This window comes from Streptomyces lusitanus (assembly GCF_042647945.1).
In the GTDB taxonomy this organism is placed as follows: domain Bacteria; phylum Actinomycetota; class Actinomycetes; order Streptomycetales; family Streptomycetaceae; genus Streptomyces; species Streptomyces pseudogriseolus.
Genome location: NZ_JBHRWL010000002.1, coordinates 629,424 through 654,910, shown reverse-complemented (window position 1 = coordinate 654,910; position 25,487 = coordinate 629,424). Strand labels below are relative to the sequence as shown.

Sequence of the window (25,487 nt, the reverse complement as noted above, 5' to 3'; positions counted from 1 at the left end):
AGTCGCACACAGTGGTCCAGACCTATTGACCCGTGGTCCAGACCTTTCTATTCTCGCCGCACCGTGGGCACGAAGGCTCAGTCGTGCCCCCATCCCCCAGAAGGAGGCGCGGCATGCGCTTCAGACACAGAGTCGCGGCAGGAATCGCGACCCTCGTGCTCCCCTTCGCCGGCCTCGTCGGCCTCGCGAGCAACGCCGAGGCGGCGACGTCGGCGACCGCGACCTACGTCAAGACCCAGGACTGGGGCTCCGGCTTCGAGGGCAAGTGGACGGTGAAGAACACCGGCACCACCAGCCTCAGCTCCTGGACCGTCGAGTGGGACTTCCCCGCCGGCACCTCGGTCACCTCCGCCTGGGACGCCGACGTCACCTCCTCCGGCACCCACTGGACGGCCAAGAACAAGTCCTGGAACGGCACCCTCGCCCCCGGCGCCTCCATCAGCTTCGGCTTCAACGGCAGCGGCTCCGGCTCGCCGTCCAACTGCAAGCTGAACGGCGGCAGCTGCGACGGCGGCCCCACCGTCCCCGGTGACAACCCGCCGAGCGCCCCCGGCACCCCCACCGCCTCGAACGTCACCGACACCTCGGTGCGCCTGTCCTGGTCCGCGGCCACCGACGACAAGGGCGTCAAGAACTACGACGTGCTGCGCGACGGCTCCCGCGTCGCCACCGTGACCGGCACCTCCTACACGGACAGCGGCCTGACCAAGGGCACCGACTACTCGTACACCGTGCAGGCCCGGGACACCGCCGACCAGACCGGCCCGGTCAGCGGGGCGGTGCGGGTCCGCACCACCGGCGACACCGAGGAGCCGCCGCCCACCGGCGACAAGGTCAAGCTCGGCTACTTCACCGAGTGGGGCGTCTACGGCCGCAACTACCACGTCAAGAACCTGGTGACCTCGGGCACCGCCGCGAAGATCACCCACATCAACTACGCCTTCGGCAACGTGAAGAACGGTCAGTGCACCGTCGACGACACGTTCGCCGCCTACGACAAGGCCTACACCGCCGACCAGTCGGTCAGCGGCCAGGCCGACACCTGGGACCAGCCGCTGCGCGGCAACTTCAACCAGCTGCGCCAGCTGAAGGCCAAGTACCCGCACATCAAGGTGCTGTACTCCTTCGGCGGCTGGACCTACTCCGGCGGCTTCGGCCAGGCCGCGCAGAACCCGGCCGCGTTCGCCCGGTCCTGCAAGCAGGTCGTGGAGGACCCGCGCTGGGCCGACGTCTTCGACGGCATCGACATCGACTGGGAGTACCCCAACGCCTGCGGCCTGACCTGTGACTCCTCCGGCCCGGCGGCGTTCAAGAACCTGATGTCGGCGCTGCGCACCGAGTTCGGCCCGAACTACCTGGTGACCGCGGCCATCACCGCCGACGGCTCCAACGGCGGCAAGATCGACGCGGCCGACTACGGCGGCGCCTCCCAGTACCTCGACTGGTACAACGTGATGACCTACGACTACTTCGGCGCCTTCAACGCGCAGGGCCCCACGGCCCCGCACTCGCCGCTGACGTCGTACCCGGGCATCCCGCAGGCCGGCTTCAACTCCGCCGACGCCATCGCCAAGCTGAAGTCGAAGGGCGTCCCGTCCAAGAAGCTGCTGCTCGGCATCGGCTTCTACGGCCGCGGCTGGACCGGCGTCACCCAGTCCGCCCCCGGCGGCACCGCGACCGGCGCCGCGCCGGGCACGTACGAGGCGGGCATCGAGGACTACAAGGTCCTCAAGAACAGCTGCCCGGCCACCGGCACCGTCGGCGGCACCGCGTACGCGTACTGCGGCACCAACTGGTGGTCCTACGACACCCCCGCCACCATCAACTCCAAGATGGCGTGGGCCAAGTCCCAGGGCCTGGGCGGCGCCTTCTTCTGGGAGTTCAGCGGCGACACGAGCAACGGTGAGCTGGTCACCGCCATCGACGGCGGACTGAAGTAGCACCCTCCCCGTCCCCGCGAAAAGCACGTCGCCCCTCCTCCCGGCCGGGAGGAGGGGCGACGTGCTTCACGAACGCCGGCGGATCAGGCCACGTTCACCCTCTGGCCCGGAGGCGCCGCCTCCAGCCAGGCGAGGAAACCGGTCAGCGCGTCCTCGCTCATCGCCAGCTCCAGACGCGTGCCCCGGTGCAGACAGGCGAGGATCACCGCGTCGGACAGCAGCGCCAGCTCCTCCTCGCCCTCCGGGACGCGGCGGCCGGCCACCTCGATCGCGGAGCGCTCCAGCACACGGCGCGGGCGCGGGGCGTAGGAGAAGACCCGGAACCACTCGACCCGGTCGCCGTTGTAACGTGCCACCCCGTACGCCCAGCCCTTGCCGCCGGCGTCGCCCTTCTCGGGCGCGTCCCAGCGCAGGCTGCAGTCGAACGTGCCGCCCGACCGCTGGATGAGGCGGCGGCGCAGCCCGAAGACGAAGAGCCCCACCACCAGCAGGGCCACCACGATTCCGCCCACAGTCAGAGCGAGGACCATCGGCACCGACCTCCTCGTCTCCTAGGTAACGGAACGGAAAAATCATCCAGATCTGCCTCAGCCGCGACCGGCTCCGGATCGCTCCGGTGCCGGCCGCGGCTGAGTGACGTCATCTCACCGTGCCGGGATCAGCGCCCCGCCGTCGCCGCCCGCAGACGGACGTCCGCGGCACGCTGTGCCTCGGCGTCGTCCTCCGCCTTCGCGCGGGCGAGCTCCTGCTCCACGCGCTGGACGTCGATCTCGTCCGACAGCTCGGCGACCTCGGCCAGCAGGGACAGCTTGTTGTCCGCGAACGAGATGAATCCGCCGTGCACCGCGGCGACGACCGTCCCGCCCTCGGGCGTACGGATGGTCACCGGGCCCGACTCCAGCACACCGAGCAGCGGCTGGTGACCGGGCATGACGCCGATGTCGCCGGACGTGGTGCGCGCGACGACCAGGGTGGCCTCGCCGGACCAGACCTCTCGGTCGGCCGCGACCAGCGCGACGTGCAGCTCAGCAGCCAAGGTGGCTCCTCGGGTCACCACCCGGCGGTAGTGCCGGGTGTTGGTTACAAGTCTAGTGGGCGTGGCAGAGGGGGCGGGACGTGCCCGCCCCCTCAAGGGTGAGCCGTTCGGCTCACGTCAGAGCGCGGGGGTCAGGAGACGCCCAGCTCCTTCGCGTTCTTCTTCAGGTCCTCGATGCCACCGCACATGAAGAACGCCTGCTCCGGGAAGTGGTCGTACTCGCCGTCGCAGATCGCGTTGAAGGCCGCGATCGACTCGTCCAGCGGGACGTCCGACCCGTCGACGCCGGTGAACTGCTTGGCGACGTGGGTGTTCTGGGACAGGAAGCGCTCCACGCGACGGGCACGGTGGACGACGAGCTTGTCCTCCTCGCCGAGCTCGTCGATACCGAGGATCGCGATGATGTCCTGCAGGTCCTTGTACTTCTGCAGGATGTTCTTCACGCGCATGGCCGCGTTGTAGTGGTCCTGCGCGATGTAGCGCGGGTCCAGGATCCGGGACGTCGAGTCCAGCGGGTCCACGGCCGGGTAGATGCCCTTCTCCGAGATCGGACGGGAGAGCACCGTCGTCGCGTCGAGGTGGGCGAAGGTGGTGGCCGGGGCCGGGTCGGTCAGGTCGTCCGCGGGGACGTAGATCGCCTGCATCGAGGTGATCGAGTGACCACGGGTCGAGGTGATGCGCTCCTGGAGGAGACCCATCTCGTCGGCCAGGTTCGGCTGGTAGCCCACCGCGGAGGGCATACGGCCGAGCAGGGTCGACACCTCGGAACCGGCCTGGGTGAAGCGGAAGATGTTGTCGATGAAGAACAGCACGTCCTGCTTCTGCACATCGCGGAAGTACTCCGCCATGGTCAGGCCGGCCAGGGCCACGCGCAGACGGGTGCCCGGGGGCTCGTCCATCTGGCCGAAGACGAGCGCGGTCTTGTCGATGACGCCCGACTCGCTCATCTCGTCGATGAGGTCGTTGCCCTCACGGGTGCGCTCACCGACACCGGCGAACACCGACACACCGTCGTGGTTGTTGGCGACGCGGTAGATCATCTCCTGGATGAGCACCGTCTTGCCGACGCCGGCGCCGCCGAACAGACCGATCTTGCCGCCCTTGACGTACGGGGTCAGCAGGTCGATGACCTTGACGCCGGTCTCGAACATCTCGGTCTTCGACTCGAGCTCGTCGAAGTTCGGCGCCTTGCGGTGGATCGGCCAGCGCTCGCCCGTGTACTCCTCGTCGACGTTCAGCACCTCACCGAGGGTGTTGAACACCTTGCCGGTGGTGAAGTCGCCGACCGGCACGGAGATGGAGGCGCCCGTGTCGGTCACCGGGGCCTGGCGGACCAGACCGTCGGTGGGCTGCATGGAGATGGTGCGGACCAGGCCGTCACCGAGGTGCTGCGCGACCTCGAGGGTCAGCGTCTTGAGCTCGCCCTCCTTGGCCGGGTCGGCGACCTCGACGTGCAGCGCGTTGTAGATCTCCGGCATGGCGTCGACGGGGAACTCCACGTCGACGACCGGGCCGATGACCCGGGCGACGCGGCCCGTAGCCGTCGCGGTCTCAACAGTGGTGGTCATTAGTTGTCACTCCCCGCGGTCGCGTCGGCCAGGGCACTGGCGCCACCGACGATCTCGCTGATTTCCTGGGTGATTTCGGCCTGGCGGGCCGCGTTGGCAAGACGGGAGAGCGTGTTGATCAGCTCGCCCGCGTTGTCGGTGGCCGACTTCATCGCGCGCCGCGTGGCGGCGTGCTTCGAAGCGGCCGACTGGAGCAGCGCGTTGTAGATCCGGCTCTCCACGTACCGCGGCAGCAGCGCGTCGAGGACGTCCTCCGCCGAGGGCTCGAAGTCGTACAGCGGCAGGATCTCGCCCTTGGCGGCGCTCTCTTCCGCGGCCTCTTCGAGACGCAGCGGGAGCAGCCGGGAGTCGACCGCCGTCTGCGTCATCATCGAGACGAACTCGGTGTAGACGATGTGGAGTTCGTCCACGCCGCCGTCCGCCGTCTCCGCCTGGATGGCCTCGATCAGCGGCGCCGCGACCTTCTTGGCGTCCGCGTACGAGGGCTCGTCGGTGAAGCCGGTGAACGTCTCCGCGATCGTGCGCTCACGGAAGTTGTAGTGGGCCACACCGCGCCGGCCGACGATGTACGTGTCGACCTGCTTGCCCTCGCGCTCGAGGCGCTCGGTCAGCTGCTCCGCCGCCTTGATGGCGTTGGCGTTGAAGGCGCCGGCCAGGCCGCGGTCGCTCGTGAGGAGCAGGACCGCGGCACGGGTCGGGTTGTCCGCCTCCGTGGTGAGCGGGTGCTTGGTGTTCGACCCGGTTCCGACCGCCGTGACCGCGCGGGTGAGTTCCTGCGCGTACGGCGTGGAGGCCGCCACCTTGCGCTGCGCCTTGACGACGCGCGAGGCGGCGATCATCTCCATCGCCTTGGTGATCTTCTTGGTCGCGGTGACGGATCGGATGCGACGCTTGTAGACCCGGAGCTGAGCTCCCATGAGTCAGGTCCCTTCCTTACGTCACTTGGCGGCGGACGGGGCGTCCTCGCCGAGCAGCTTGCCGTCGCTCGTCTCGAACTGCTTCTTGAACTCGGCGATCGCGTCGGCCACGGCCTGCAGGGTGTCGTCCGACATCTTGCCGCCCTCGCGGATGGAGGTCATGAGGCCCTGCTCCTTGCGGTGCAGGTACTCCAGGAGCTCCTTCTCGAAGCGGCGGATGTCCGCGACCGGCACGTCGTCCATCTTGCCGGTGGTGCCGGCCCAGACGGAGACGACCTGGTCCTCGGTCGACATCGGCTGGTACTGGTCCTGCTTCAGCAGCTCGACCATGCGCTGACCGCGCTCCAGCTGCGCCTTGGAGGCCGCGTCCAGGTCGGAACCGAAGGCGGCGAACGCCTCCAGCTCACGGAACTGGGCGAGGTCCACGCGCAGACGGCCGGAGACCTGCTTCATCGCCTTGTGCTGCGCGGAACCGCCGACCCGGGAGACGGAGATACCGACGTTCAGCGCGGGACGCTGACCGGCGTTGAACAGGTCCGACTCCAGGAAGCACTGGCCGTCGGTGATGGAGATGACGTTGGTCGGGATGAACGCCGAGACGTCGTTGGCCTTCGTCTCGACGATCGGCAGACCGGTCATCGAGCCGGCGCCCATCTCGTCGGAGAGCTTCGCGCAGCGCTCCAGCAGACGGGAGTGCAGGTAGAAGACGTCACCCGGGTAGGCCTCGCGGCCCGGCGGGCGGCGCAGCAGCAGCGACACGGCGCGGTAGGCGTCGGCCTGCTTCGACAGGTCGTCGAAGATGATCAGGACGTGCTTGCCCTGGTACATCCAGTGCTGGCCGATGGCCGAGCCGGTGTACGGCGCCAGGTACTTGAAGCCGGCCGGGTCGGACGCCGGGGCGGCGACGATGGTCGTGTACTCCAGCGCGCCGTTCTCCTCCAGCGCGCGGCGGACCGACGCGATGGTGGAGCCCTTCTGGCCGATGGCGACGTAGATGCAGCGGACCTGCTTCTTCGGGTCGCCGGAGCGCCAGTTGTCACGCTGGTTGATGATCGTGTCGACGGCCAGCGCGGTCTTGCCGGTCTGGCGGTCGCCGATGATCAGCTGACGCTGACCACGGCCGATCGGGGTCATGGCGTCGACGGCCTTGTAGCCCGTCTCCATCGGCTCGTGCACCGACTTGCGCTGCATGACCGTGGGGGCCTGCAGTTCGAGGGCGCGGCGGCCCTCGGTCTCGATCTCGCCGAGGCCGTCGATCGGGTTGCCGAGCGGGTCGACCACACGGCCGAGGTAGCCCTCGCCGACGGCGACGGACAGCACCTCGCCGGTACGGGTGACCGGCTGGCCCTCCTCGATGCCGCTGAACTCACCGAGGACGATGGCACCGATCTCGCGCTCCTCGAGGTTGAGGGCGAGGCCGAGGGTGCCGTCCTCGAACTTCAGCAGCTCGTTGGCCATGGCCGAGGGCAGGCCCTCGACCTTCGCGATGCCGTCGCCGGCCAGGGTGACCGTACCGACCTCCTCGCGCGAGGCCGCGTCCGGCTTGTACGACTGGACGAAGTTCTCCAGCGCGTCCCGGATCTCCTCCGGCCGGATCGTGAGCTCCGCCATCTGAGTTCCCTGCTCTCCTTGTTGGGCCCGAAGTTTCACTTGGGGGGGATGGGGACTCCCCCCTACAGGAGGTGAATCCTCTGCACGGCCCAACCAGGGCCGTAATTGCTACTGCCTATTAAGAATGTGGTGCTCAGCCCGCCAGGCGGCGGCCCGCGTCCTCGAGCCGGTCCGCCAGCGAGCCGTTGATGACCTCGTCACCGACCTGCACCCGCAGCCCGCCGACGACCTGGGGGTCGACGTCGAGGTTGAGGTGCATCCGGCGGCCGTAGAGCTTCGCCAGGGCGTCGCCGAGGCGCTGCTTCTGCCGGTCGCTGAGCGGCACCGCGGAGGTGACGACGGCCACCGTGCGGTCCCGGCGCTCGGCGGCGAGCTTGGACAGGGACTCGAGTCCCGACTCCAGGCTACGTCCACGCGGCGCGGTCACGAGGCGCGTCACCAGACGCACCGTGGCCTCGTGCGCCCGCCCGCCGAGCAGGCTGCGGAGCAGCTCGCCCTTGGCGGCGGCGGTGGCGGACCGGTTGGTGAGGGCCGCCCGCAGCTGGGTGTCGGAGGCGACGATCCGGCCGAACCGGAACAGCTCGTCCTCGACGCTGTCGAGCCCGCCCGACTTCTGGGCGGCGGTGAGGTCGCCGACGTTCGCCAGTTCCTCCAGCGCGTCCACCAGGTCGCGGGACTGCGACCAGCGGGAGCGCACCATGCCGGACACCAGGTCGGCGGCGGTGCCGCTGACCTGCGAGCCGAGCAGGCGCCGGGCCAGGTCGGCCTTGGCCTCACCGGCCTGCGCCGGGTCGGTGAGGACCCGACGCAGCGACACCTCGCGGTCGAGCAGCGCGGTGACGGCGGCCAGCTCGTCGGCGAGCGCGGCCGCGTCCACGGACGTGGAGTCCGTCAGCGCGTCGAGACGCTCACGTGCGGCTGCCAGGGCCTCGCGGCTCGCTCCGTTCATCGTGCGGCCTCGGCCTTCTCGTCGAGCTCGTCGAGGAAGCGGTCGATCACGCGGCTCTGGCGGGCGTGGTCCTCGAGGGACTCGCCGACCAGCTTGCCGGCCAGGTCGGTGGCGAGCTTGCCGACGTCCTGGCGCAGCGCGGACGCGGCGGCCTTGCGGTCGGCCTCGATCTGGGCGTGGCCGGCGGCGACGATCTCCTCGCGCTGCCGCTGGCCTTCCGCACGCATCTCGGCGATGAGCGCGGCGCCCTGCTCCTGCGCCTCCTGACGCAGACGCGCGGCCTCGTGCCGGGCTTCGGCGAGCTGGGCCTTGTACTGCTCCAGGACGCTCTGGGCCTCGGTCTGGGCGGCCTCGGCCTTCTCGATACCGCCCTCGATGGCCTCGCGGCGCTCTTCCAGAACCTTGTTGATGTTCGGGAGGAGCTTCTTGGCGAGGAAGCCGAAGACGATGACGAAGGCGAGCAGGCCGATGACAAGCTCAGGGATCGGCGGAACGAGGGGGTTCTCCCCACCCTCGCTCGCCGCGATGAGCAGCTGGCTCATGTGAGTGCCTTTCGTCTAGTCGGCTGGACTGGTCTGGTGGCTCAGTAGCCGTAGACGAACGGCATGACCAGACCGATGAGGGCGAGCGCCTCACAGAAGGCGAAGCCGAGGATCTGGTTGGCACGGATCAGGCCGGCGGCCTCGGGCTGACGGGCCAGGGCCTGGGTGCCGTTACCGAAGATGATGCCGACGCCGACGCCCGGGCCGATCGCGGCGAGGCCGTAACCGATGGAGCCGAGGGAGCCTTCGACAGCAGCAAGGGTCTGGGACATGCCAGTTCTTCCTTTTCTTTACGGACCGATGGGGGTTGGCCACCGGACGATCTGTGGAGGTGACAGGGCGGGTGGGCTCAGTGGTGCTCGGCCATGGCGCCCTGAATGTACGTGCAGGTCAGCAGCACGAACACGTACGCCTGAAGCGCCTGGATGAACAGCTCGAAGGCGGTCATCACGATGACCATCACGAACGAGACGCCCGCGTAGGCGATGCCGATGCCGTTCAGCATGTACCAGCTGGCGATCGTGAAGAGCAGCAGCAGGGTGTGGCCGGCGAACATGTTCGCGAACAGTCGCACGGCGTGGGTGAACGGGCGGATCAGCAGGTTCGAGAAGAGCTCGATCAGCATGGCCAGCGGCAGCACCGGGCCGAGCGACTTGTCGTAGCCGGTGACGTTCTTCCAGAAGCCGACGAAGCCCTGCCGCTTGAAGGTCAGCACGACCCAGGTGATGTACACGACCAGGGCGAGGACCAGCGGGTACGAGATGATCGACGTCACCGGGAACTGGGCGACCGGGATGATCGACCAGAGGTTCATCATCCAGACGAAGAAGAAGAGGGAGACGACGAAGGGAACGTACTTCTCGCCCTCCTTCTTGCCGATCGTCTCGTAGACGACGCCGCGGCGGATGAAGTCGTAACCCGCCTCCGCGACCATCTGGAGCTTGCCGGGGACGACCTGCGGACGGCGGAAGGCGGCCCAGAAGAAGCCGATGATGATCAGCGAGCCGAGCAGCGCCAGCAGCATCGTCTTGTTGAAGTACAGGTTGCTGTCTCCGTCGCCCCACAGGGGCTGGAACAGGAACGAGTGCAGGCCCGGAGACACTTCCGCGAAGCCACACCCGTCGAAGAGGTGGCAGTTGGTGTCGAAGGCGAGCACCTGCGTCGGGTCAGCACTCACCGCGGGCTCCTTCAGCGTGGCGCATAGGTACGGCAACCTCGTTGTGTCGGCGCGGCGCTGAGCCGCGGTTCGGCACGGGACTGGTGTTACGGATGTGGGGGCGGCTGGGGGGCATCTCGCCTCGCGATTGAGCAGGCGTCAGCTGGGATGCCCGCGCCCGCGATGCCGCAGTTGGCACCGGACGATAGCAGGGTTGTGCATGCCTCTTTATCCCGCCCCTACCCGTCACGACGAGTGCCCCGATTTCTCGGACTTCGTGTCCTTCGTCGACTCGGGTTCGACGTAGAGAATCTTGGACTTCATGTGCGCCCGCGTCTGCGCCGCGATCCAGGCGAGGGTGCCGGCGACGAGCGTGATCGCGAAGGCCTTGGGGTGGAACAGCGTGGTGTTCTTGAACACGGCCAGGAAGACGAACAGCAGGAGGATCTGCGTCGCGTAGAGCAGCAGCCCCATCGCCTGGAACAGGTGAGGAAGCGATTTGGCGGTGCGCTGCAGGACGTAGAGGCCGATGCCCATGAAGAGGACGACGACGACGGTGGCGACGATCGCGCCGACCGCTCCCTTGCCGCCCACCGTCAGGCCACTGACGAGCGCGGCGACGGCACCGACGGCAGCCGTGGGCACGGCGGCCTGGGCCAGGATCCGGACGTCATTGGACGGCATGGCGGCAACTCCGCAATTCACAGGGGGCAGGGTGTCGTCATGGACGAGCGTAAACCCCCGGGCCGGGTGCGAAATCACCGCACCGGTGAGCCGTCAGAGGGCGGCTCGTCGGCTCTTTCCGGGGACTCGTGAACGGTATCACAAACTATTTGATGCAGTCTTTACCTGGGAAGTGTGCGCGGTGTCACACATGAGGGCGAACTTGCGCGTCTGAGCGCGCACAGCGACCGTATGTCTGGTATTGGGCGGGTTGGTGCCCCCAACTCCGCCCCATCGATCCCCCACGAGTTGGCAATGCTCTAGGCGAATTCTTACCTTGACCGTGACCGGTCGGCCAGGCGTGCGCGGGGTCCCACGGCGCTCGCGCCGTTGACGCCGGAGACACCGGCGGCCACCGGCGTGCGCTCCCCCGAGGCGTCCTCCAGCGGCCCCTCGGCGGCCTCAGCGCCCGGCTTGGCGCCGGTCTTAGGGGCTTCGCTCGCCGACGCCCTGCCGCGCCGGTAGCGCGGCGGCACGAAGGCCTCCGCCCAGCGCGGGGCGCGCGGGGTGAAGCGCGGCAGCAGAAGCAGCACCAGGCCCAGGGTGGAGAGGATCACGACGCTCAACACGATCCACATCGACGCCGAGTTGACGGAGTACGTCAGCGCGCCGAACGCGATCAGCGCCGACCAGAAGTACATGATCAGCACCGCCCTGCTGTGCGAGTGGCCGATCTCCAGCAGCCGGTGGTGCAGATGCCCCCGGTCCGCCGCGAACGGCGACTGGCCGCGCCAGGTGCGCCGCACGATCGCCAGGATCAGGTCGGCGGCCGGCACCGCGATGATGGTCAGCGGCAGCAGCAGCGGGATGTACACCGGCACTGTCTGGTGCACGGCCTCCTTCTCCGAACCGGCGAACAGCTTCAGCGCGTCCGGGTCCACCTGGCCCGTCACGGAGATCGCGCCGGCCGCCAGCACCAGCCCGATGAGCATCGAGCCGGAGTCGCCCATGAAGATCCGCGCCGGATGCATGTTGTGCGGCAGGAAGCCCAGGCACATGCCCATCAGGATCGCCGCGAACAGCGTCGCCGGGGCTGCCGCCTCGATGCCGTACGAGTACCAGATGCGGTAGGCGTACAGGAAGAACGCGGCCGCCGCGATGCACACCATGCCGGCCGCGAGACCGTCCAGGCCGTCGACGAAGTTGACCGCGTTGATGGTGATGACCACCAGGGCGACGGTCAGCAGCGTGCCCTGCCACTGGGTGAGCGCGACCGAGCCGACGCCGGGGATCGGCAGCCACAGGATCGTCAGACCCTGCATGACCATCACACCGGCGGCGATCATCTGCCCGCCCAGCTTGATCAGCGCGTCGATCTCGAACTTGTCGTCCAGCACGCCGATCAGCCAGATCAGCGCGGCCCCGGAGAGCAGCGCCCGGGGCTCGTTGGAGTTCTCGAAGAGCGTGCTGAGGTTCGTCAGGTGGTCGGCGACCAGCAGGCCCGCGCACAGGCCGAAGAACATCGCGATCCCGCCGAGCCGCGGAGTGGGCTCCCGGTGCACGTCACGTGCCCGGATCTCCGGCATCGCCCCCGCCACGATCGCGAACTTCCGCACCGGTCCTGTCAGGAGGTACGTCACCGCGGCCGTGATGCAGAGCGTCAGCAGGTATTCACGCACGGGCTTCCCCACAGATCTCGCTGGCCTTCACAGCCCCACACCCTAGCGAGGGGCGCATAAGAGTGGGGACTTCCGGGTACCGACGATGGTTGCACGGACGGCCGGGTCCCCGGCCGCTCACCCCCGCCGGCCGGCTCAGCGCGGGTACGGCGGGAAGGCCGCCACCAGGTCGCGGACGTCCTCCCGGGCCCGTGCGGCGTCCGTGCCGCCCCGCAGCACGCTCGCCAGCAGACCGGCGACCAGCGTCATCTCCCGGGTGCCCATGCCCTGCGTGGTCACCGCCGCCGTGCCCAGCCGCAGCCCCCGGTCGTCGTCGTGCGGCAGCGCACAGCAGTCGAGCACCAGTCCGGCCGCCGCCAGCCGGGCGCGCGCGGTGCGCCCGTCGACGCCGAGCGGGGCCGGGTCGGCGGTGATCAGATGGGTGTCGGTGCCTCCGGTGGTGACGGCCAGCCCCTCCGCGGCGAGCGCGGCGGCCAGCGCCCGCGCGTTGCTCACCACCTGGTGGGCGTACGCCGCGAACGCCGGGGTCGCCGCCTCGCCGAAGGCGACGGCCTTGGCGGCGATGGTGTGCATCTGCGCCCCGCCCTGGGTGAAGGGGAACACCGCCCGGTCCACCCGCTCGGCCAGCTCCGCCCCGCACAGCAGCATCCCGCCGCGCGGCCCCCGCAGCACCTTGTGCGTGGTCGCGCACACGATGTCCGCGTACGGCAGTGGACTGGGCGCCGCTCCCCCGGCGATCAGCCCCATCGGGTGCGCCGCGTCCGCGATCAGATAGGCGCCCACGTCGTCGGCGACCTCGCGGAAGAAGGCGTAGTCGATGTGGCGCGGATAGGAGATGGACCCGCACACGATCGCCTTGGGGCGGTGGGCGCGGGCCAGGGCGCGCACCTGCTCGTGGTCGATCAGGCCGCTCTCCGCGTCCACGCCGTAGCCGACGAAGTCGAACCAGCGGCCGGAGAAGTTGACCGGCGAGCCGTGCGTGAGGTGGCCGCCGTAGGGCAGGCCGAGGGCGAGGACGGTGTCGCCGGGGCGCAGCAGGGCGGCGTAGGCGGCGAGCACCGCGGAGGAGCCGGAGTGCGCCTGGACGTTGGCGTGCTCGGCGCCGAACAGCGCCTGGGCGCGCTCCACGGCGAGCCGCTCGGCCACGTCGGCGATCTCGCAGCCGCCGTGGTGCCGGTTGCCCGGGTAGCCCTCGGCGTACTTGTTGGCCAGCGGCGAGCCCAGGGCGGCCAGCACCGCGGGCGACATGAAGTTCTCGGCGGCGATCAGCTGGAGCGTGGTGGCCTGCCGCTCGCGCTCCCCGAGCAGCACGTCGGCGAGCTCGGGGTCCTGCCGGCGCAGGACATCGGCCTCGAGCGCAGGGGTGACCGTCATCATGGACTCCCGGACGTCGGCACTGACGTACGACCAATGTAGGCCCGCCCGTCCCGGTACGCCCGGGTTCTTGCATCCGCCTCGCGGGCGCCGCCGGGCGCTCAGGTCCGCGCGGGCACTCCGGTCAGCGCCGTGACCACGGGATCCAGCGCCTGGTGTATCTCGTCGCCGATGGACCGGAAGAAGGTCAGCGGGGCGCCGTACGGGTCATGCACCTCGTCGGCCTCGGCGGTGGGCGCCAGCAGCCAGCCGCGCAGTGCGGCGGCCGCGCGGACCAGTGCGCGGGCGCGCATGACCAGGCCGTCCTCCAGGGGCGGCAGGGTCGCCGGGTCGATCGCGTTCACCAGGCGGGTGAACTCCTTCAGCGTGAAGGTGCGCAGCCCCGCCGAGTGGCCCATGGAGATGACCTGGGCGCGGTGGTCGCGGGTCGCGGTCAGCACGAGGTCGGCGCGGATGACGTGCTCGTCGAGCAGCTCCCGGCCGGTGAAGCCGGAGGCGTCCGCCCCGTACTCGGCCAGCACGGTCTCCGCGTGGGCCTCCATCGGGGCGCCCTCGTGGCCCCAGGTGCCGGCGCTCTCGACGACGAGGCCGCCGCCGAGGACACCCAGGCGCTGGAGCACGAAATGCCGGGTCAGCCGCTCGGTGATGGGCGAGCGGCACACGTTTCCGGTGCTGACGTGGAGGATCCGGAAGGTGTCGCGCGGGAGCCCCACGAAGGTGGTCGTGATCTCCGCTGCCCGTTCCCCGTTGCCTATGCCACGCCCCGCCTCAGGGGCCGTCAATTCGCCACCTCGAGATCGGGTACCACCTTGCGCAGTTCGTCGGGCGAGATCGCGCCTTCGCGCAGCAGCAGGGGCACCGGGCGGGTGACGTCGACGATGGAGGACGGCACGTTGCCGGGGGTGGGGCCGCCGTCCAGGTACACGGAGACGGAGTCGCCGAGCATCTCCTGGGCGGCGTCGCAGTTCTCCGGCGCCGGGTGGCCGGTGAGGTTGGCGGAGGACACGGCCATCGGGCCGACCTCGGTGAGCAGCTCGATGGCGACCGGGTGCAGCGGCATGCGCACCGCGACCGTGCCGCGGGTGTCACCGAGGTCCCACTGGAGGGACGGCTGGTGGCGGGCGACCAGCGTCAGCGCGCCCGGCCAGAAGGCGTCGACCAGCTCCCAGGCCATCTCGGAGAAGTCCGTGACCAGGCCGTGCAGGGTGTTCGGGGAGCCGATGAGGACGGGCGTGGGCATGTTGCGGCCGCGGCCCTTGGCCTGGAGCAGGTCGGCGACGGCCTCCGAGGTGAAGGCGTCGGCGCCGACGCCGTACACGGTGTCCGTCGGCAGCACCACGAGCTCGCCCCGGCGCACGGCGGACGCGGCCTCACGCAGACCGGTCGCGCGGTCGGTCGCGTCGTTGGTGTCGTATCGCCGAGCCATTTAGCGGGCCTCCTCGTACACGTGCTGCATGGGGGATGAAGTATGCGCCGTGGCGGTCACGGCAGCGCCTTGCGGGCGGTGGCGAACCGGGGGCGGTTGTTCAGGTCGGGGTGGTCGGCCGCGTCGGTCCAGCCGCGGTCCTCGGCGAAGATCCACGGCACCTGCCCGCCCTGGGTGTCGGCGTGCTCGACGACGACCACGCCGCCGGGGCGCAGCAGCCGGTGCGCGGTGCGCTCCAGGCCGCGGATCAGCTCAAGGCCGTCCTCGCCGGAGAACAGGGCCAGCTCGGGGTCGTAGTCGCGGGCCTCGGGGGCGACGTACTCCCACTCGGTGAGCGGGATGTACGGCGGGTTGGAGACCACCAGGTCCACCTGGCCGTCGAGGTCCGGGAAGGCCGTCAGGGCGTCGCCCTGGCGCAGGTCGACCCGTGACCCCTCCATGTTCTTGCGGGTCCACTGGAGGGCGTCCTCGGACAGCTCCACGGCGTGCACGCGGGAGCGCGGCACCTCCTGGGCCAGGGCGAGGGCGATCGCGCCGGAGCCGGTGCACAGGTCGACGATGCACGGCTCGACGACGTCCATCGCGCGCACCGCGTCTATGGCCCAGCCGACCACCGACTCGGTCTCCGGGCGGGGTACGAACACGCCGGGGCCCACCTGGAGCTCCAGGTAGCGGAAGTAGGCCCGGCCGGTGATGTGCTGGAGCGGCTCGCGGGCCTCGCGACGGGCGACGACCTCCCAGTACCGGGCGTCGAAGTCGGCGTCCTTCACCGTGTGCAGCTCGCCGCGCTTGACGCCGTGCACGAACGCGGCGAGCTCCTCCGCGTCGGTGCGCGGCGAGGGCACGCCGGCGTCGGCGAGCCGCTGGGTGGCCTGGGCCACCTCGGCGAGCAGCAGGTTCACGACGGTCCTCCGGGCTGTCTACGGGGTTTACGCGGCGGCGAGCTTGGCGGCCGAGTCCGCGTCGACGCAGGCCTGGATCACCGCGTCGAGGTCGCCGTCCAGGACCTGGTCCAGGTTGTACGCCTTGAAGCCGACGCGGTGGTCAGAGATGCGGTTCTCCGGGAAGTTGTACGTGCGGATCTTCTCGGAGCGGTCGACGGTGCGGACCTGGCTGCGGCGGGCGTCGGCGGCCTCGCGCTCCGCCTCCTCCTGCGCCATGGCGAGGAGCCTGGAGCGCAGGATACGCAGGGCCTGCTCCTTGTTCTGCAGCTGGCTCTTCTCGTTCTGGCAGGAGGCGACGACGCCGGTCGGCAGGTGCGTGATGCGCACGGCGGAGTCGGTGGTGTTGACCGACTGCCCGCCCGGTCCCGAGGAGCGGTAGACGTCGATGCGCAGGTCGTTCGGGTTGATCTCCACGTCGACCTCCTCGGCCTCCGGGGTCACCAGGACGCCGGCGGCGGAGGTGTGGATGCGGCCCTGCGACTCGGTGGCGGGCACCCGCTGCACGCGGTGCACGCCGCCCTCGTACTTCAGCCGGGCCCACACGCCCTGGCCGGGCTCGGTCTGCCCGCGGGTCTTCACCGCGACCTGGACGTCCTTGTAGCCGCCCAGCTCGGACTCGGTGGCGTCGATGATCTCGGTCTTCCAGCCGACGCGCTCGGCGTAGCGCAGGTACATGCGCAGCAGGTCGCCGGCGAACAGGGCCGACTCGTCGCCGCCCGCGCCCGCCTTGATCTCGAGGATGACGTCCTTGTCGTCGCTGGGGTCGCGCGGGACCAGCAGCAGCCGCAGCTTCTCGGTGAGCTCCTCGCGCCGCTGCTCGAGGTCCTTGACCTCGGCGGCGAAGTCCGGGTCGTCGGCGGCCAGTTCACGCGCGGTCTCGACGTCGTCGCCGGTCTGCTTCCAGGAGCGGTACGTGGCGACGATCGGGGTGAGCTCGGCGTAGCGCTTGTTCAGCTTGCGCGCGTTCGCCTGGTCGGAGTGGACCGACGGGTCGGCGAGCTTCTTCTCCAGGTCGGCGTGCTCGGCGACGAGTTCCTCGACGGCCTCGAACATCTTGGGGCTCCTGCGGTGTACGTGGGTGAAGGGGCGGGCGACCAAAAACGCCGGTCCCGGCCTGCCCCCGGGCGGGGGCGCGGCCGTGGACCGGCGATTCGGTGCTCGCTACTTCTTGGAGCCGGCGGCCTTGCCGAAGCGGGCCTCGAAGCGGGCCACACGGCCACCGGTGTCGAGGATCTTCTGCTTGCCCGTGTAGAACGGGTGGCACTCGGAGCAGACCTCGGCGCGGATGTTGCCGCTGGAGATCGTGGAGCGAGTGGTGAACGACGCGCCGCAGGTGCAGCTGACCTGCGTCTCGACGTACTCGGGGTGGATGTCGCGCTTCAAGGTGTCTCCTAGGTTTCGGGAGGGCGCCGGGTCGCCGCCGCGGGATGCGGGAGCGTGAACCGGGGCCGACGTACCAGTCTGCCAGGACTGGCGCCGTCTCCCAAAACGGGGGTGGCCCCGGGAAGATTCCCGGGGCCACCTCGCGCTTCCGCGGACGGGCGGTGGGCTCAGCCCAGCAGGTCGTAGTTCTGGTAACCCGTGCCCATCGACAGCCGCGCGGAGAAGAACGGCGCGGCGCTGCGGCCGGTGCCCCGGTACAGGTACATCGTGCCGCTCGGGGTGCGGGCCAGCAGGTCCGCCCTCCCGTCGCCGCTGACGTCCCCGACCGTGACGATGGCGTTGTACGTCGTGCTCTTCCACGTGGCCAGCTTGGTCCGGCCCGTCAGAGAGCCGGAGCCGGCCTTGCCGGTGCCCCTGTACAGGTACAGGTCGCCGGTGCTGCGGACCCGGGCCACCAGGTCCGTGCGGCCGTCGCCGGTGAAGTCGCCGTGACCGCGCAGGACGTCGAACCCGGCCCAGCCCGTGCCCGTCTTCAGACGGGCCGAGAAGGTGCCGTTGCCCTTGCCCGGGTACGTCCACAGCACGCCCGCCGAGTCCACCATCAGCAGGTCGGGCAGGTAGTCGCCGGTCACGTCACCGGGGGTGACGATCTGGCGGACGGTCTTCCAGCCGGTGCTGAGCCGCTTGGTGGCCCAGCTGTTGCTGGAGATCACGTAGTGCGCCCAGTACAGGGTCCCGTCGGTGGCGCGGTAGACGAGGTCCTGGTAGCCGTCGCGGTCGAGGTCGGTCTGGAGGACGGTGTTGACGCCCCGCCAGTCGCCCCACTGCTCCTGGGCGGCGAACCGCGAGCTCAGCGAGTTGCGGGAGTAGCCGACACCCGTGGACCTGTTGCGGACCCACAGGTCGGCGCGGTGGTCGCCGTTGATGTCGGTGTCGTCGACACGCGGGTAGGTGACGCCGACGTAGCTCGCCACCTTGGTGAAGACACCGTAGGCGCCCTTCGCCACGCAGTCCTCGACGCCCCAGGAGACGACGCCCACGATCCGGTTGTTGACCACCAGCGGACCACCGGAGTCGCCGTTGCAGGCGGTGGTGGTGCCGGCGTCGCTGCCGGTGGCGGGCGTGCCCGCGCAGACCATGTGCCCGCGGACGTAGTCGCTGCCCCAGGCGCCCTCGCACGTGGCGTCGGACTGGATGGGCAGCGTCGCCGTCTTCAGGAACTCGGAGATCTCGTTGTTGGTGGAGGTGGTGCGCCCCCAGCCGTAGACCCGGGCGTTGGTCCCGGGCGTGTACGAGGCCGTGTCGCCCGCCGTGGTCATGCGCAGCGGGGTCGCCTTCACCGGCACCGGCAGCGTGAGCAGCGCGATGTCGTTGTCGATGGCGGCCTCGTTGTACGCCGGGTTGTGCCACTGGCGCCAGACGGCGGTGGCGGTGCCGCCGTGCAGGTCGCCGTCGGCGGACGGCAGCTGGGTGGCTCCCGTGACGACGGCGCCGTTCGCGTACCAGTTGTAGCCCTTGACGCAGTGCGCGGCGGTGAGGATCTTCGTCGGCGCGACGACGACGCCGCCGCAGAAGAAGCCCTCGTCGGCGATCGGGTCGTAGTAGTGCAGCTGCGCCATCCAGGGCGCCGCGGAGATCGTGGTGGTGGTGCCACCGATGATCTTCGGGTCGATGCCGGAGTCGGCCTTGCCGCTCGTGCTGAGCTGTGCCTTGTCCTTCGCCCGGGCGGCCTCGTCCGCCGCCATCGCGCCCACGACGCGACGGACCAGCTCGGTCTGCGACGGCGTCTCGGCCGCCGGAGAGACCTTCGGCTGCGGCAGCGCGGGCTCCGCCTGGGCCGCGGGCGCCGTCATCAGCGTCGCGGAGACGGCCGCGGCGGCACCGGCCGCGACCACGGCGAACCGGCGTCTGCGACGCCCGGATCCGGACATGGGTATAGCCATGCAATTCCCCCCTCGGGATGGTGAGTTCGGGTCTGAACGCGTTCAAAGACAACCCGAAGCAGCGTGATCGTACACCTGTCCGACCACATCTGTGCACGAAAAACGGCCGTCCCGTGAAGGGACGGCCGTTTCGCGTTCACACGCGGGGCCCTAACAGTTCACGCGCGGGCCCGGGAAGGGGTGACGTCAGTCGCCGTTGCCCGGCGTCGGCGTCGTCTTCTGGATCTGCATCAGGAACTCGGCGTTCGACTTGGTCTGCTTCATCTTGTCGAGGAGCAGTTCGACCGCCTGCTGCTGGTCGAGGGCGTGCAGCACCCGGCGCAGCTTCCAGACGATGGCGAGCTCGTCGCTGGCGAGCAGGATCTCTTCCTTACGGGTGCCGGACGCGTCGACGTCCACCGCCGGGAAGATCCGCTTGTCGGCGAGCTTGCGGTCGAGCTTGAGCTCGGCGTTGCCCGTGCCCTTGAACTCCTCGAAGATCACCTCGTCCATGCGGGACCCGGTGTCCACCAGGGCGGTGGCGAGGATGGTCAGCGAGCCGCCGTCCTCGATGTTGCGGGCCGCACCGAAGAAGCGCTTCGGCGGGTACAGGGCGGTCGAGTCGACACCACCGGACAGGATGCGGCCGGAGGCGGGCGCGGCGAGGTTGTACGCACGGCCCAGACGCGTGATCGAGTCGAGCAGCACGACGACGTCGTGGCCCAGCTCCACCAGGCGCTTGGCGCGCTCGATGGCGAGCTCCGCGACCGTGGTGTGGTCCTCGGCCGGGCGGTCGAAGGTCGAGGAGATGACCTCGCCCTTCACCGACCGCTGCATGTCGGTGACCTCTTCCGGACGCTCGTCGACGAGGACGACCATCAGGTGGCACTCGGGGTTGTTGTGCGTGATCGCGTTGGCGATCGCCTGCATGATCATGGTCTTGCCGGTCTTCGGCGGGGCCACGATCAGACCGCGCTGGCCCTTGCCGATCGGCGACACGAGGTCGATGATCCGCGTGGTCAGCACGCCCGGGTCGGTCTCCAGACGGAGCCGGTCCTGCGGGTACAGCGGGGTCAGCTTGTTGAACTCCGGGCGGCCGCGGCCGTGTTCGGGCGCCATGCCGTTGACGGAGTCCAGGCGCACCAGCGCGTTGAACTTCTCGCGCCGCTCGCCCTCCTTGGGCTGGCGGACCGCGCCGGTGATGTGGTCGCCCTTGCGCAGGCCGTTCTTGCGGACCTGGGCGAGGGAGACGTACACGTCGTTCGGGCCGGGCAGGTAGCCGGAGGTCCGGATGAACGCGTAGTTGTCGAGGATGTCCAGGATGCCCGCGACGGGGATCAGGACGTCGTCCTCGTTGATCTGCGGCTCCTGCACGTCGTCGCGGCCACGGCGGCCACGGCGGTCGCGGTAGCGGCCGCGACGGCCACGGCGGCCGCCTCCGTCGTCGTCGTACCCGTCGTCCTGACGGCCCCCGCCGCCGCCCTGCTGGTTCTGCTGACGGCCGCCGCCCTGGTTCTGCTGCTGGTCGTCGCCCTTGCCCCGGCGGTCGCCGCGGTCGCCACGGTCACCGCGGTCGTTACGGTCCCCGCGGTCACGATCGCGGCCGCGCTCGCGGCGGTCGCGCCGGCGGCCCTCGCCGCCGTCGTGGTCGGACTTGGCCTCGCCCTGCTGCGGCTGCTGCTGCGCCGGGGCGTCGGTCCTGGTCTCGGTCTTCGCCTCGGCCGTGATCGTCTCGGTCGCGGCGGCCGGGGCGCCCGCGTCGGCGGTGGCGCGACGGCGGCGGCGCTCGGGGGCGGCCTCCGCGGCCTGCTCGGCGGCGGACGCCTTCGGCGAGGGCTGGCCGGGGATCTCGATGGACTGCTGGGCCGCGGCCTTGTCGGCGGGCGCCTGCTCGTCCTTGGCCTCGGTCTTCTTCTCGGCCTTCTCGGCCGTGTCACCCGTACGCGTGCGGGACGTGGCGCGGCGCTTGGGCTTGGTCTCGGCGGACTCGGCCTTGGCCGGGGCGTCCCCGGAAGGGGTGCCTCCACCGGCGGCCTGCGCCTCCTTGATGACCTCGATCAGCTGGCTCTTGCGCATGCGCGCCGTGCCCCTGATGCCGAGGCCGGATGCGACCTGCTGAAGCTCGGCCAGCACCATGCCCTCGAGGCCGGTACCGCGGCGCCGCCGGGAGCCGGCACCGGAGGCAGGCGCGGAAGCGTCCGTGGCGGGCGCGGCAGCGGTCTCCTCGACACGTGCGCCCATCAGATCGGTGGTGTCGCTCACGAAGGGTCCTTCCCTGGAGCGGACGTCGGCCTGTCTGGCTCGGCGACCGGTTGTGCTGTCCGGCATCGTTCCCTGATGTGTGGACCGTGCCGGGGCGGTTGTCCGCCTGCGCGGCGGAAGAGATATCTGGTGATGGCGCTCCCCCGAGCCGTGGCACCCAGTGTCACGTGGCGTGGTCGCACCGGTTCCGAAGCTCCCCCAGAGGGGGTGCCCCCACCTGCGGGCCGTTCAGTGTCCGCGTACGACGTACTGCCCGCGTACGAAGCAGTGGACACAGTGCGGCTTGGGGGGCTCCCGGAAGAATGTCTGTCCCGGACGGGGACACGAGGCACCTCGCCATGGTGGGGTCGGGTGCAGACTTGAGGTTAACACTACCGGATCCAACAAACATTCCCCCTCTCGAAATCCGGCAACCGTGTCAGGTCGCGAGCGGCAGAACGCTCGCTCCCTGGACGTCCAGGCTCAGCCGGTTGGCGGCCCAGTCGGCGCCGGCGAGTGCCTCGACCTTGTCGGCCGTGCCCGCGTCGGCCAGCGCCATGACCGTCGGTCCGGCGCCGGAGATGACCGCGGGGATGCCGTCCCCGCGCAGCCGCTCCACCAGTGCGGCGCTCTCCGGCATGGCCGGGGCGCGGTACTCCTGGTGCAGGCGGTCCTCGGTGGCGGGCAGCAGCAGCTCGGGGCGCCGGGTGAGGGCCTCGACGAGCAGGGCGGCACGGCCCGCGTTGGCGGCGGCGTCGACGTGCGGCACGGTGCGCGGGAGCAGTCCGCGCGCGGTCTCGGTGAGGACCGGCTTCCCGGGCACGAAAACCACCGGAACGATGGAATCGGCGGGCTCCATCCTGATCGCCCGGGCGGCGCCGCCCTCCAGCCAGGACAGGGTGAAACCGCCGAGCAGACAGGCCGCGACGTTGTCGGGGTGGCCCTCGATCTCGGTGGCCAGCTCGAGCAGCGCGGTGTCGTCGAGCTTGGCCTCCGCGCCTATGGTCACGGCGCGGGCGGCGACGATCCCGGCGCAGATGGCGGCCGAGGAGGAGCCGAGGCCCCGGCCGTGCGGGATGCGGTTGGCGCAGACGATCTCCAGACCGCGCGGCTGCCCGCCGAGCAGGTCGAAGGCGGTGCGCAGGGAGCGTACGAGAAGGTGGCTCTCGTCCCGCGGGAGGGTCTCGCTGCCCTCACCCGCGATGTCGATGTGCAGCCCGGAGTCGGCCACCCGGACGACGACGTCGTCGTAGAGGCCCAGCGCGAGGCCGAGGGCGTCGAAGCCCGGGCCGAGGTTGGCGCTGGTGGCGGGGACGCGCACCCGGACGGCGGCGGCGCGGAACGCGGGACCGGCCATCGCTCGAAGACTCTCCTTGAGCTGCGTGGACTGTCGAATGACGTTCGATGGACATTCGATGGACATTCGAGGGGCGTACGAGAACCCTGAGGCCGCCGCCGACCGGGCTGGCCGGCCGCTTCCGGGCCGTCCCGGGTCACTGGCGGGACCCTGGGGACGACGCACTGCCGCGGCATATGCGGCGGGCGGGTTCCCTACAGCCTATCGAAGGAAGGTTCACCTGCGACATAGGGCGCACAGGAGGCGCACGATGCGTGTCGCAAGCCCCCTGTGCACCCCCTGTAGGGAGCGTCCCCGGCCGGGCGCGTCCTTACGCCGGTTTTGCGGTTCGGCGTCGGTGTGAGCGCGCGGGGCGCCGGTGCGGGCGCGCGGCCCGCCGCCCGGTGGCGCACCGGCCGGACGCGGCCGGCCCTGCGCGGCTCAGACGAGACCGAGCCGCTGGGCGGCGGTCGCGGCGTCGACCGGGACGGTGACCGGCTGCGGGGCGCCGGCGACGGCCCAGTCGGGGTCCTTCAGACCGTTGCCGGTGACCGTGCAGACGATCCTCTGCCCCGGGTCGACCCGGCCCTGCTCGGCGGCCTTCAGCAGACCGGCGACCGACGCGGCGGACGCGGGCTCGACGAAGACGCCCTCCTGGGAGGCCAGCAGCCGGTAGGCGCGCAGGATCTCACGGTCCGTCACCTCGTCGATGGCGCCGCCCGACTCGTCCCGCGCGGCGAGCGCGAAGTCCCAGGAGGCGGGGTTGCCGATGCGGATGGCGGTGGCGATGGTCGAGGGGTCCTTGACGACCTCGCCGCGCACGATCGGGGCGCTGCCGGAGGCCTGGAAGCCCCACATGCGCGGGGTCCGCGTGCTGACGCCGTCGGCGGCGTACTCCTTGTAGCCCTTCCAGTACGCGGTGATGTTGCCCGCGTTGCCCACCGGCAGGACGTGGATGTCGGGGGCGTCGCCCAGCATGTCCACGATCTCGAACGCGGCGGTCTTCTGCCCCTCGATGCGCACCGGATTGACCGAATTGACCAGCGCCACCGGGTAGTTGTCGCTCAGCGCGCGGGCCAGCGTGAGGCAGTCGTCGAAGTTGCCGTCGACCTGGAGGATCTTCGCGCCGTGCACCAGGGCCTGGCCCATCTTGCCCAGCGCGATCTTGCCCTGCGGCACCAGCACGGCGGACACCATGCCGGCCCGCACGCCGTACGCGGCGGCGGAGGCCGAGGTGTTGCCCGTGGAGGCGCAGATGACCGCCTTCGCGCCCTCCTCCTTCGCCTTGGAGATGGCCATGGTCATGCCGCGGTCCTTGAAGGACCCGGTCGGGTTCGCGCCCTCGACCTTGAGGTGGACCTCGCAGCCGGTGCGCTCGGAGAGCACCTGCGCGGGCACGAGCGGCGTACCGCCCTCACGGAGCGTCACGACCGGCGTGGTGTCGGAGACCGGCAGCCGGTCCCGGTACTCCTCGATGATTCCGCGCCACTGGTGGGTCATTGCTGGTTACTCTCCTTCAACCCGCATGATGCTGGCGACACCACGCACGGTGTCGAGCTTGCGCAACGCCTCCACGGTCCCGCCGAGGGCCGCGTCGGACGCGCGGTGGGTGACGACGACGAGCGACGCCTCCCCGTCCTTGCCTTGCTGGCGGACCGTGTCGATCGAGACACCGTGCTCCGCGAACACGGTGGCGACCTGGGCGAGGACACCCGGTTTGTCGGCCACGTCCAGGCTGATGTGGTAGCGCGTGACGACCTCGCCCATCGGCGAGACGGGCAGCGCCGCGTACGCGGACTCGCCGGGACCGGTGGTCCCGTTGATCCGGTTGCGGGCGATGGCGACCAGGTCGCCGAGCACGGCGGAGGCGGTCGGGGAACCGCCCGCGCCGGGGCCGTAGAACATCAGCCGGCCGGAGGCGTCGGACTCGACGAACACGGCGTTGTACGCGCCGCGCACGGAGGCCAGCGGGTGGCTGAGCGGGATCATCGCCGGGTGCACGCGCGCGGTGACCGACGCGCCGTCCTCGGCCCGCTCGCAGATGGCGAGCAGCTTGATGGTGCAGCCCATCTCCTTGGCGGAGGCGAAGTCCGCGGCCGTCACCTCGGTCATGCCCTCGCGGTGGACGTCGTCCAGGCGCACGCGCGTGTGGAAGGCGATCCCGGCGAGGATGGCGGCCTTGGCGGCGGCGTCGAAGCCCTCGACGTCGGCGGTGGGGTCGGCCTCGGCGTACCCGAGCGCGGTGGCCTCGTCGAGAGCCTCCTGGTAGCCGGCCCCCGTCGAGTCCATCTTGTCGAGGATGAAGTTGGTGGTGCCGTTGACGATGCCGAGCACCCGGTTGACCTTGTCGCCGGCGAGGGACTCGCGCAGCGGGCGGATCAGCGGGATGGCGCCGGCCACGGCGGCCTCGTAGTAGAGGTCCTTGCCGTGCTCCTCGGCGGCGGCGTGCAGCGCGGCGCCGTCCTGGGCGAGGAGGGCCTTGTTGGCGGAGACGACGGAGGCGCCGTGCTCGAAGGCGGTGGTGATGAGGGTGCGGGCGGGCTCGATGCCGCCGATGACCTCGACGACGACGTCGAGGTCGCCGCGTTTGACCAGGGCGGTCGCGTCCGTGGTGATCAGCGCGGGGTCGATGCCCTCGCGCACCTTGTCCGGCCGCCGTACGGCCACGCCCGCGAGCTCCACCGGGGCCCCGATGCGGGCGGCGAGGTCGTCGGCGTGCGTCGTCATGATGCGCGCCACCTCTGAGCCGACCACTCCACAGCCCAGCAGCGCCACCTTCAGCGGACGCGTACGCATCATC

The 25,487-nt window shown here is 70.4% G+C and carries 23 protein-coding genes; 1 reads left to right on the top strand and 22 read right to left on the bottom strand.

Annotated features, from left to right (window positions below):
• Positions 1 to 113 precede the first annotated feature (113 nt).
• Positions 114 to 1,940, top strand: a complete 1,827-nt coding sequence (locus ACFOSY_RS04460) for a glycosyl hydrolase family 18 protein (RefSeq protein ID WP_394305362.1) — start codon at positions 114 to 116, stop codon at positions 1,938 to 1,940.
• Positions 1,941 to 2,023: 83 nt separating this feature from the next.
• Here ACFOSY_RS04460 and ACFOSY_RS04455 read toward each other — a convergent pair whose 3' ends face one another.
• The 22 genes from ACFOSY_RS04455 to ACFOSY_RS04350 form a co-directional block, all read right to left on the bottom strand.
• Complete coding sequence (locus ACFOSY_RS04455) at positions 2,024 to 2,470, bottom strand: DUF2550 domain-containing protein (protein ID WP_031020613.1); 447 nt, start codon at positions 2,468 to 2,470, stop codon at positions 2,024 to 2,026.
• 128 nt (positions 2,471 to 2,598) lie between these two features.
• Positions 2,599 to 2,976, bottom strand: coding sequence for a F0F1 ATP synthase subunit epsilon (locus ACFOSY_RS04450; RefSeq protein WP_093768144.1), 378 nt, complete (start codon positions 2,974 to 2,976; stop codon positions 2,599 to 2,601).
• Between the two features lie 131 nt (positions 2,977 to 3,107).
• Positions 3,108 to 4,544: a F0F1 ATP synthase subunit beta gene (gene atpD / locus ACFOSY_RS04445; protein WP_225654364.1), complete on the bottom strand. Its 1,437-nt coding sequence runs from the start codon at positions 4,542 to 4,544 to the stop codon at positions 3,108 to 3,110.
• Positions 4,544 to 5,461 (bottom strand): F0F1 ATP synthase subunit gamma, encoded by a 918-nt coding sequence (locus ACFOSY_RS04440; RefSeq protein ID WP_394305361.1) that lies wholly within the window; start codon positions 5,459 to 5,461, stop codon positions 4,544 to 4,546. The genes atpD and ACFOSY_RS04440 overlap by 1 nt, the downstream gene beginning before the upstream one ends.
• A gap of 21 nt (positions 5,462 to 5,482) precedes the next feature.
• Positions 5,483 to 7,072 carry a F0F1 ATP synthase subunit alpha gene (gene atpA, locus ACFOSY_RS04435; RefSeq protein WP_190002623.1) on the bottom strand — a complete coding sequence of 530 codons (1,590 nt, stop codon included), beginning with the start codon at positions 7,070 to 7,072 and terminating at the stop codon, positions 5,483 to 5,485.
• A gap of 133 nt (positions 7,073 to 7,205) precedes the next feature.
• Entirely contained in the window at positions 7,206 to 8,021 is an 816-nt protein-coding gene (locus ACFOSY_RS04430) for a F0F1 ATP synthase subunit delta (protein WP_394305360.1), read from the bottom strand.
• Entirely contained in the window at positions 8,018 to 8,563 is a 546-nt protein-coding gene (locus ACFOSY_RS04425) for a F0F1 ATP synthase subunit B (protein WP_394305359.1), read from the bottom strand. The genes ACFOSY_RS04430 and ACFOSY_RS04425 overlap by 4 nt, the downstream gene beginning before the upstream one ends.
• Positions 8,564 to 8,604: 41 nt before the next feature.
• Complete coding sequence (atpE, locus tag ACFOSY_RS04420; RefSeq protein WP_009321656.1) at positions 8,605 to 8,835, bottom strand: ATP synthase F0 subunit C; 231 nt, start codon at positions 8,833 to 8,835, stop codon at positions 8,605 to 8,607.
• Between the two features lie 77 nt (positions 8,836 to 8,912).
• Complete coding sequence (gene atpB, locus ACFOSY_RS04415) at positions 8,913 to 9,740, bottom strand: F0F1 ATP synthase subunit A (RefSeq protein WP_006130154.1); 828 nt, start codon at positions 9,738 to 9,740, stop codon at positions 8,913 to 8,915.
• Positions 9,741 to 9,965: 225 nt separating this feature from the next.
• Entirely contained in the window at positions 9,966 to 10,403 is a 438-nt protein-coding gene (locus ACFOSY_RS04410; protein ID WP_006130153.1) for a hypothetical protein, read from the bottom strand.
• Between the two features lie 311 nt (positions 10,404 to 10,714).
• Positions 10,715 to 12,061 carry an MraY family glycosyltransferase gene (locus ACFOSY_RS04405; protein WP_394305358.1) on the bottom strand — a complete coding sequence of 449 codons (1,347 nt, stop codon included), beginning with the start codon at positions 12,059 to 12,061 and terminating at the stop codon, positions 10,715 to 10,717.
• A gap of 135 nt (positions 12,062 to 12,196) precedes the next feature.
• The gene (locus ACFOSY_RS04400) at positions 12,197 to 13,435 is read right to left on the bottom strand and encodes a serine hydroxymethyltransferase (protein WP_394305357.1); all 1,239 of its coding nucleotides are present in this window, start codon (positions 13,433 to 13,435) and stop codon (positions 12,197 to 12,199) included.
• A gap of 101 nt (positions 13,436 to 13,536) precedes the next feature.
• Positions 13,537 to 14,217 (bottom strand): arsenate reductase/protein-tyrosine-phosphatase family protein, encoded by a 681-nt coding sequence (locus ACFOSY_RS04395; RefSeq protein ID WP_394305356.1) that lies wholly within the window; start codon positions 14,215 to 14,217, stop codon positions 13,537 to 13,539.
• Positions 14,214 to 14,861 carry an L-threonylcarbamoyladenylate synthase gene (locus tag ACFOSY_RS04390; protein WP_394305355.1) on the bottom strand — a complete coding sequence of 216 codons (648 nt, stop codon included), beginning with the start codon at positions 14,859 to 14,861 and terminating at the stop codon, positions 14,214 to 14,216. Before ACFOSY_RS04390 ends, ACFOSY_RS04395 begins: the two co-directional genes overlap by 4 nt.
• A 56-nt stretch (positions 14,862 to 14,917) precedes the next feature.
• Positions 14,918 to 15,763: a peptide chain release factor N(5)-glutamine methyltransferase gene (gene prmC / locus ACFOSY_RS04385; protein ID WP_394305354.1), complete on the bottom strand. Its 846-nt coding sequence runs from the start codon at positions 15,761 to 15,763 to the stop codon at positions 14,918 to 14,920.
• 27 nt (positions 15,764 to 15,790) lie between these two features.
• Positions 15,791 to 16,858 (bottom strand): peptide chain release factor 1, encoded by a 1,068-nt coding sequence (gene prfA / locus ACFOSY_RS04380; RefSeq protein WP_006130147.1) that lies wholly within the window; start codon positions 16,856 to 16,858, stop codon positions 15,791 to 15,793.
• A gap of 108 nt (positions 16,859 to 16,966) precedes the next feature.
• Positions 16,967 to 17,188 (bottom strand): 50S ribosomal protein L31, encoded by a 222-nt coding sequence (gene rpmE / locus ACFOSY_RS04375; RefSeq protein ID WP_006130146.1) that lies wholly within the window; start codon positions 17,186 to 17,188, stop codon positions 16,967 to 16,969.
• A gap of 167 nt (positions 17,189 to 17,355) precedes the next feature.
• Positions 17,356 to 19,131, bottom strand: a complete 1,776-nt coding sequence (locus ACFOSY_RS04370) for a trypsin-like serine protease (RefSeq protein WP_394305353.1) — start codon at positions 19,129 to 19,131, stop codon at positions 17,356 to 17,358.
• A gap of 186 nt (positions 19,132 to 19,317) precedes the next feature.
• The gene (gene rho / locus ACFOSY_RS04365) at positions 19,318 to 21,372 is read right to left on the bottom strand and encodes a transcription termination factor Rho (protein WP_394305352.1); all 2,055 of its coding nucleotides are present in this window, start codon (positions 21,370 to 21,372) and stop codon (positions 19,318 to 19,320) included.
• Positions 21,373 to 21,790: 418 nt separating this feature from the next.
• Positions 21,791 to 22,708, bottom strand: a complete 918-nt coding sequence (thrB, locus tag ACFOSY_RS04360; protein WP_394305351.1) for a homoserine kinase — start codon at positions 22,706 to 22,708, stop codon at positions 21,791 to 21,793.
• 420 nt (positions 22,709 to 23,128) lie between these two features.
• Positions 23,129 to 24,187 (bottom strand): threonine synthase, encoded by a 1,059-nt coding sequence (thrC, locus tag ACFOSY_RS04355; RefSeq protein WP_394305350.1) that lies wholly within the window; start codon positions 24,185 to 24,187, stop codon positions 23,129 to 23,131.
• A 6-nt stretch (positions 24,188 to 24,193) separates the two neighbouring features.
• The gene (locus tag ACFOSY_RS04350; RefSeq protein ID WP_394305349.1) at positions 24,194 to 25,486 is read right to left on the bottom strand and encodes a homoserine dehydrogenase; all 1,293 of its coding nucleotides are present in this window, start codon (positions 25,484 to 25,486) and stop codon (positions 24,194 to 24,196) included.
• Position 25,487 lies beyond the last annotated feature (1 nt).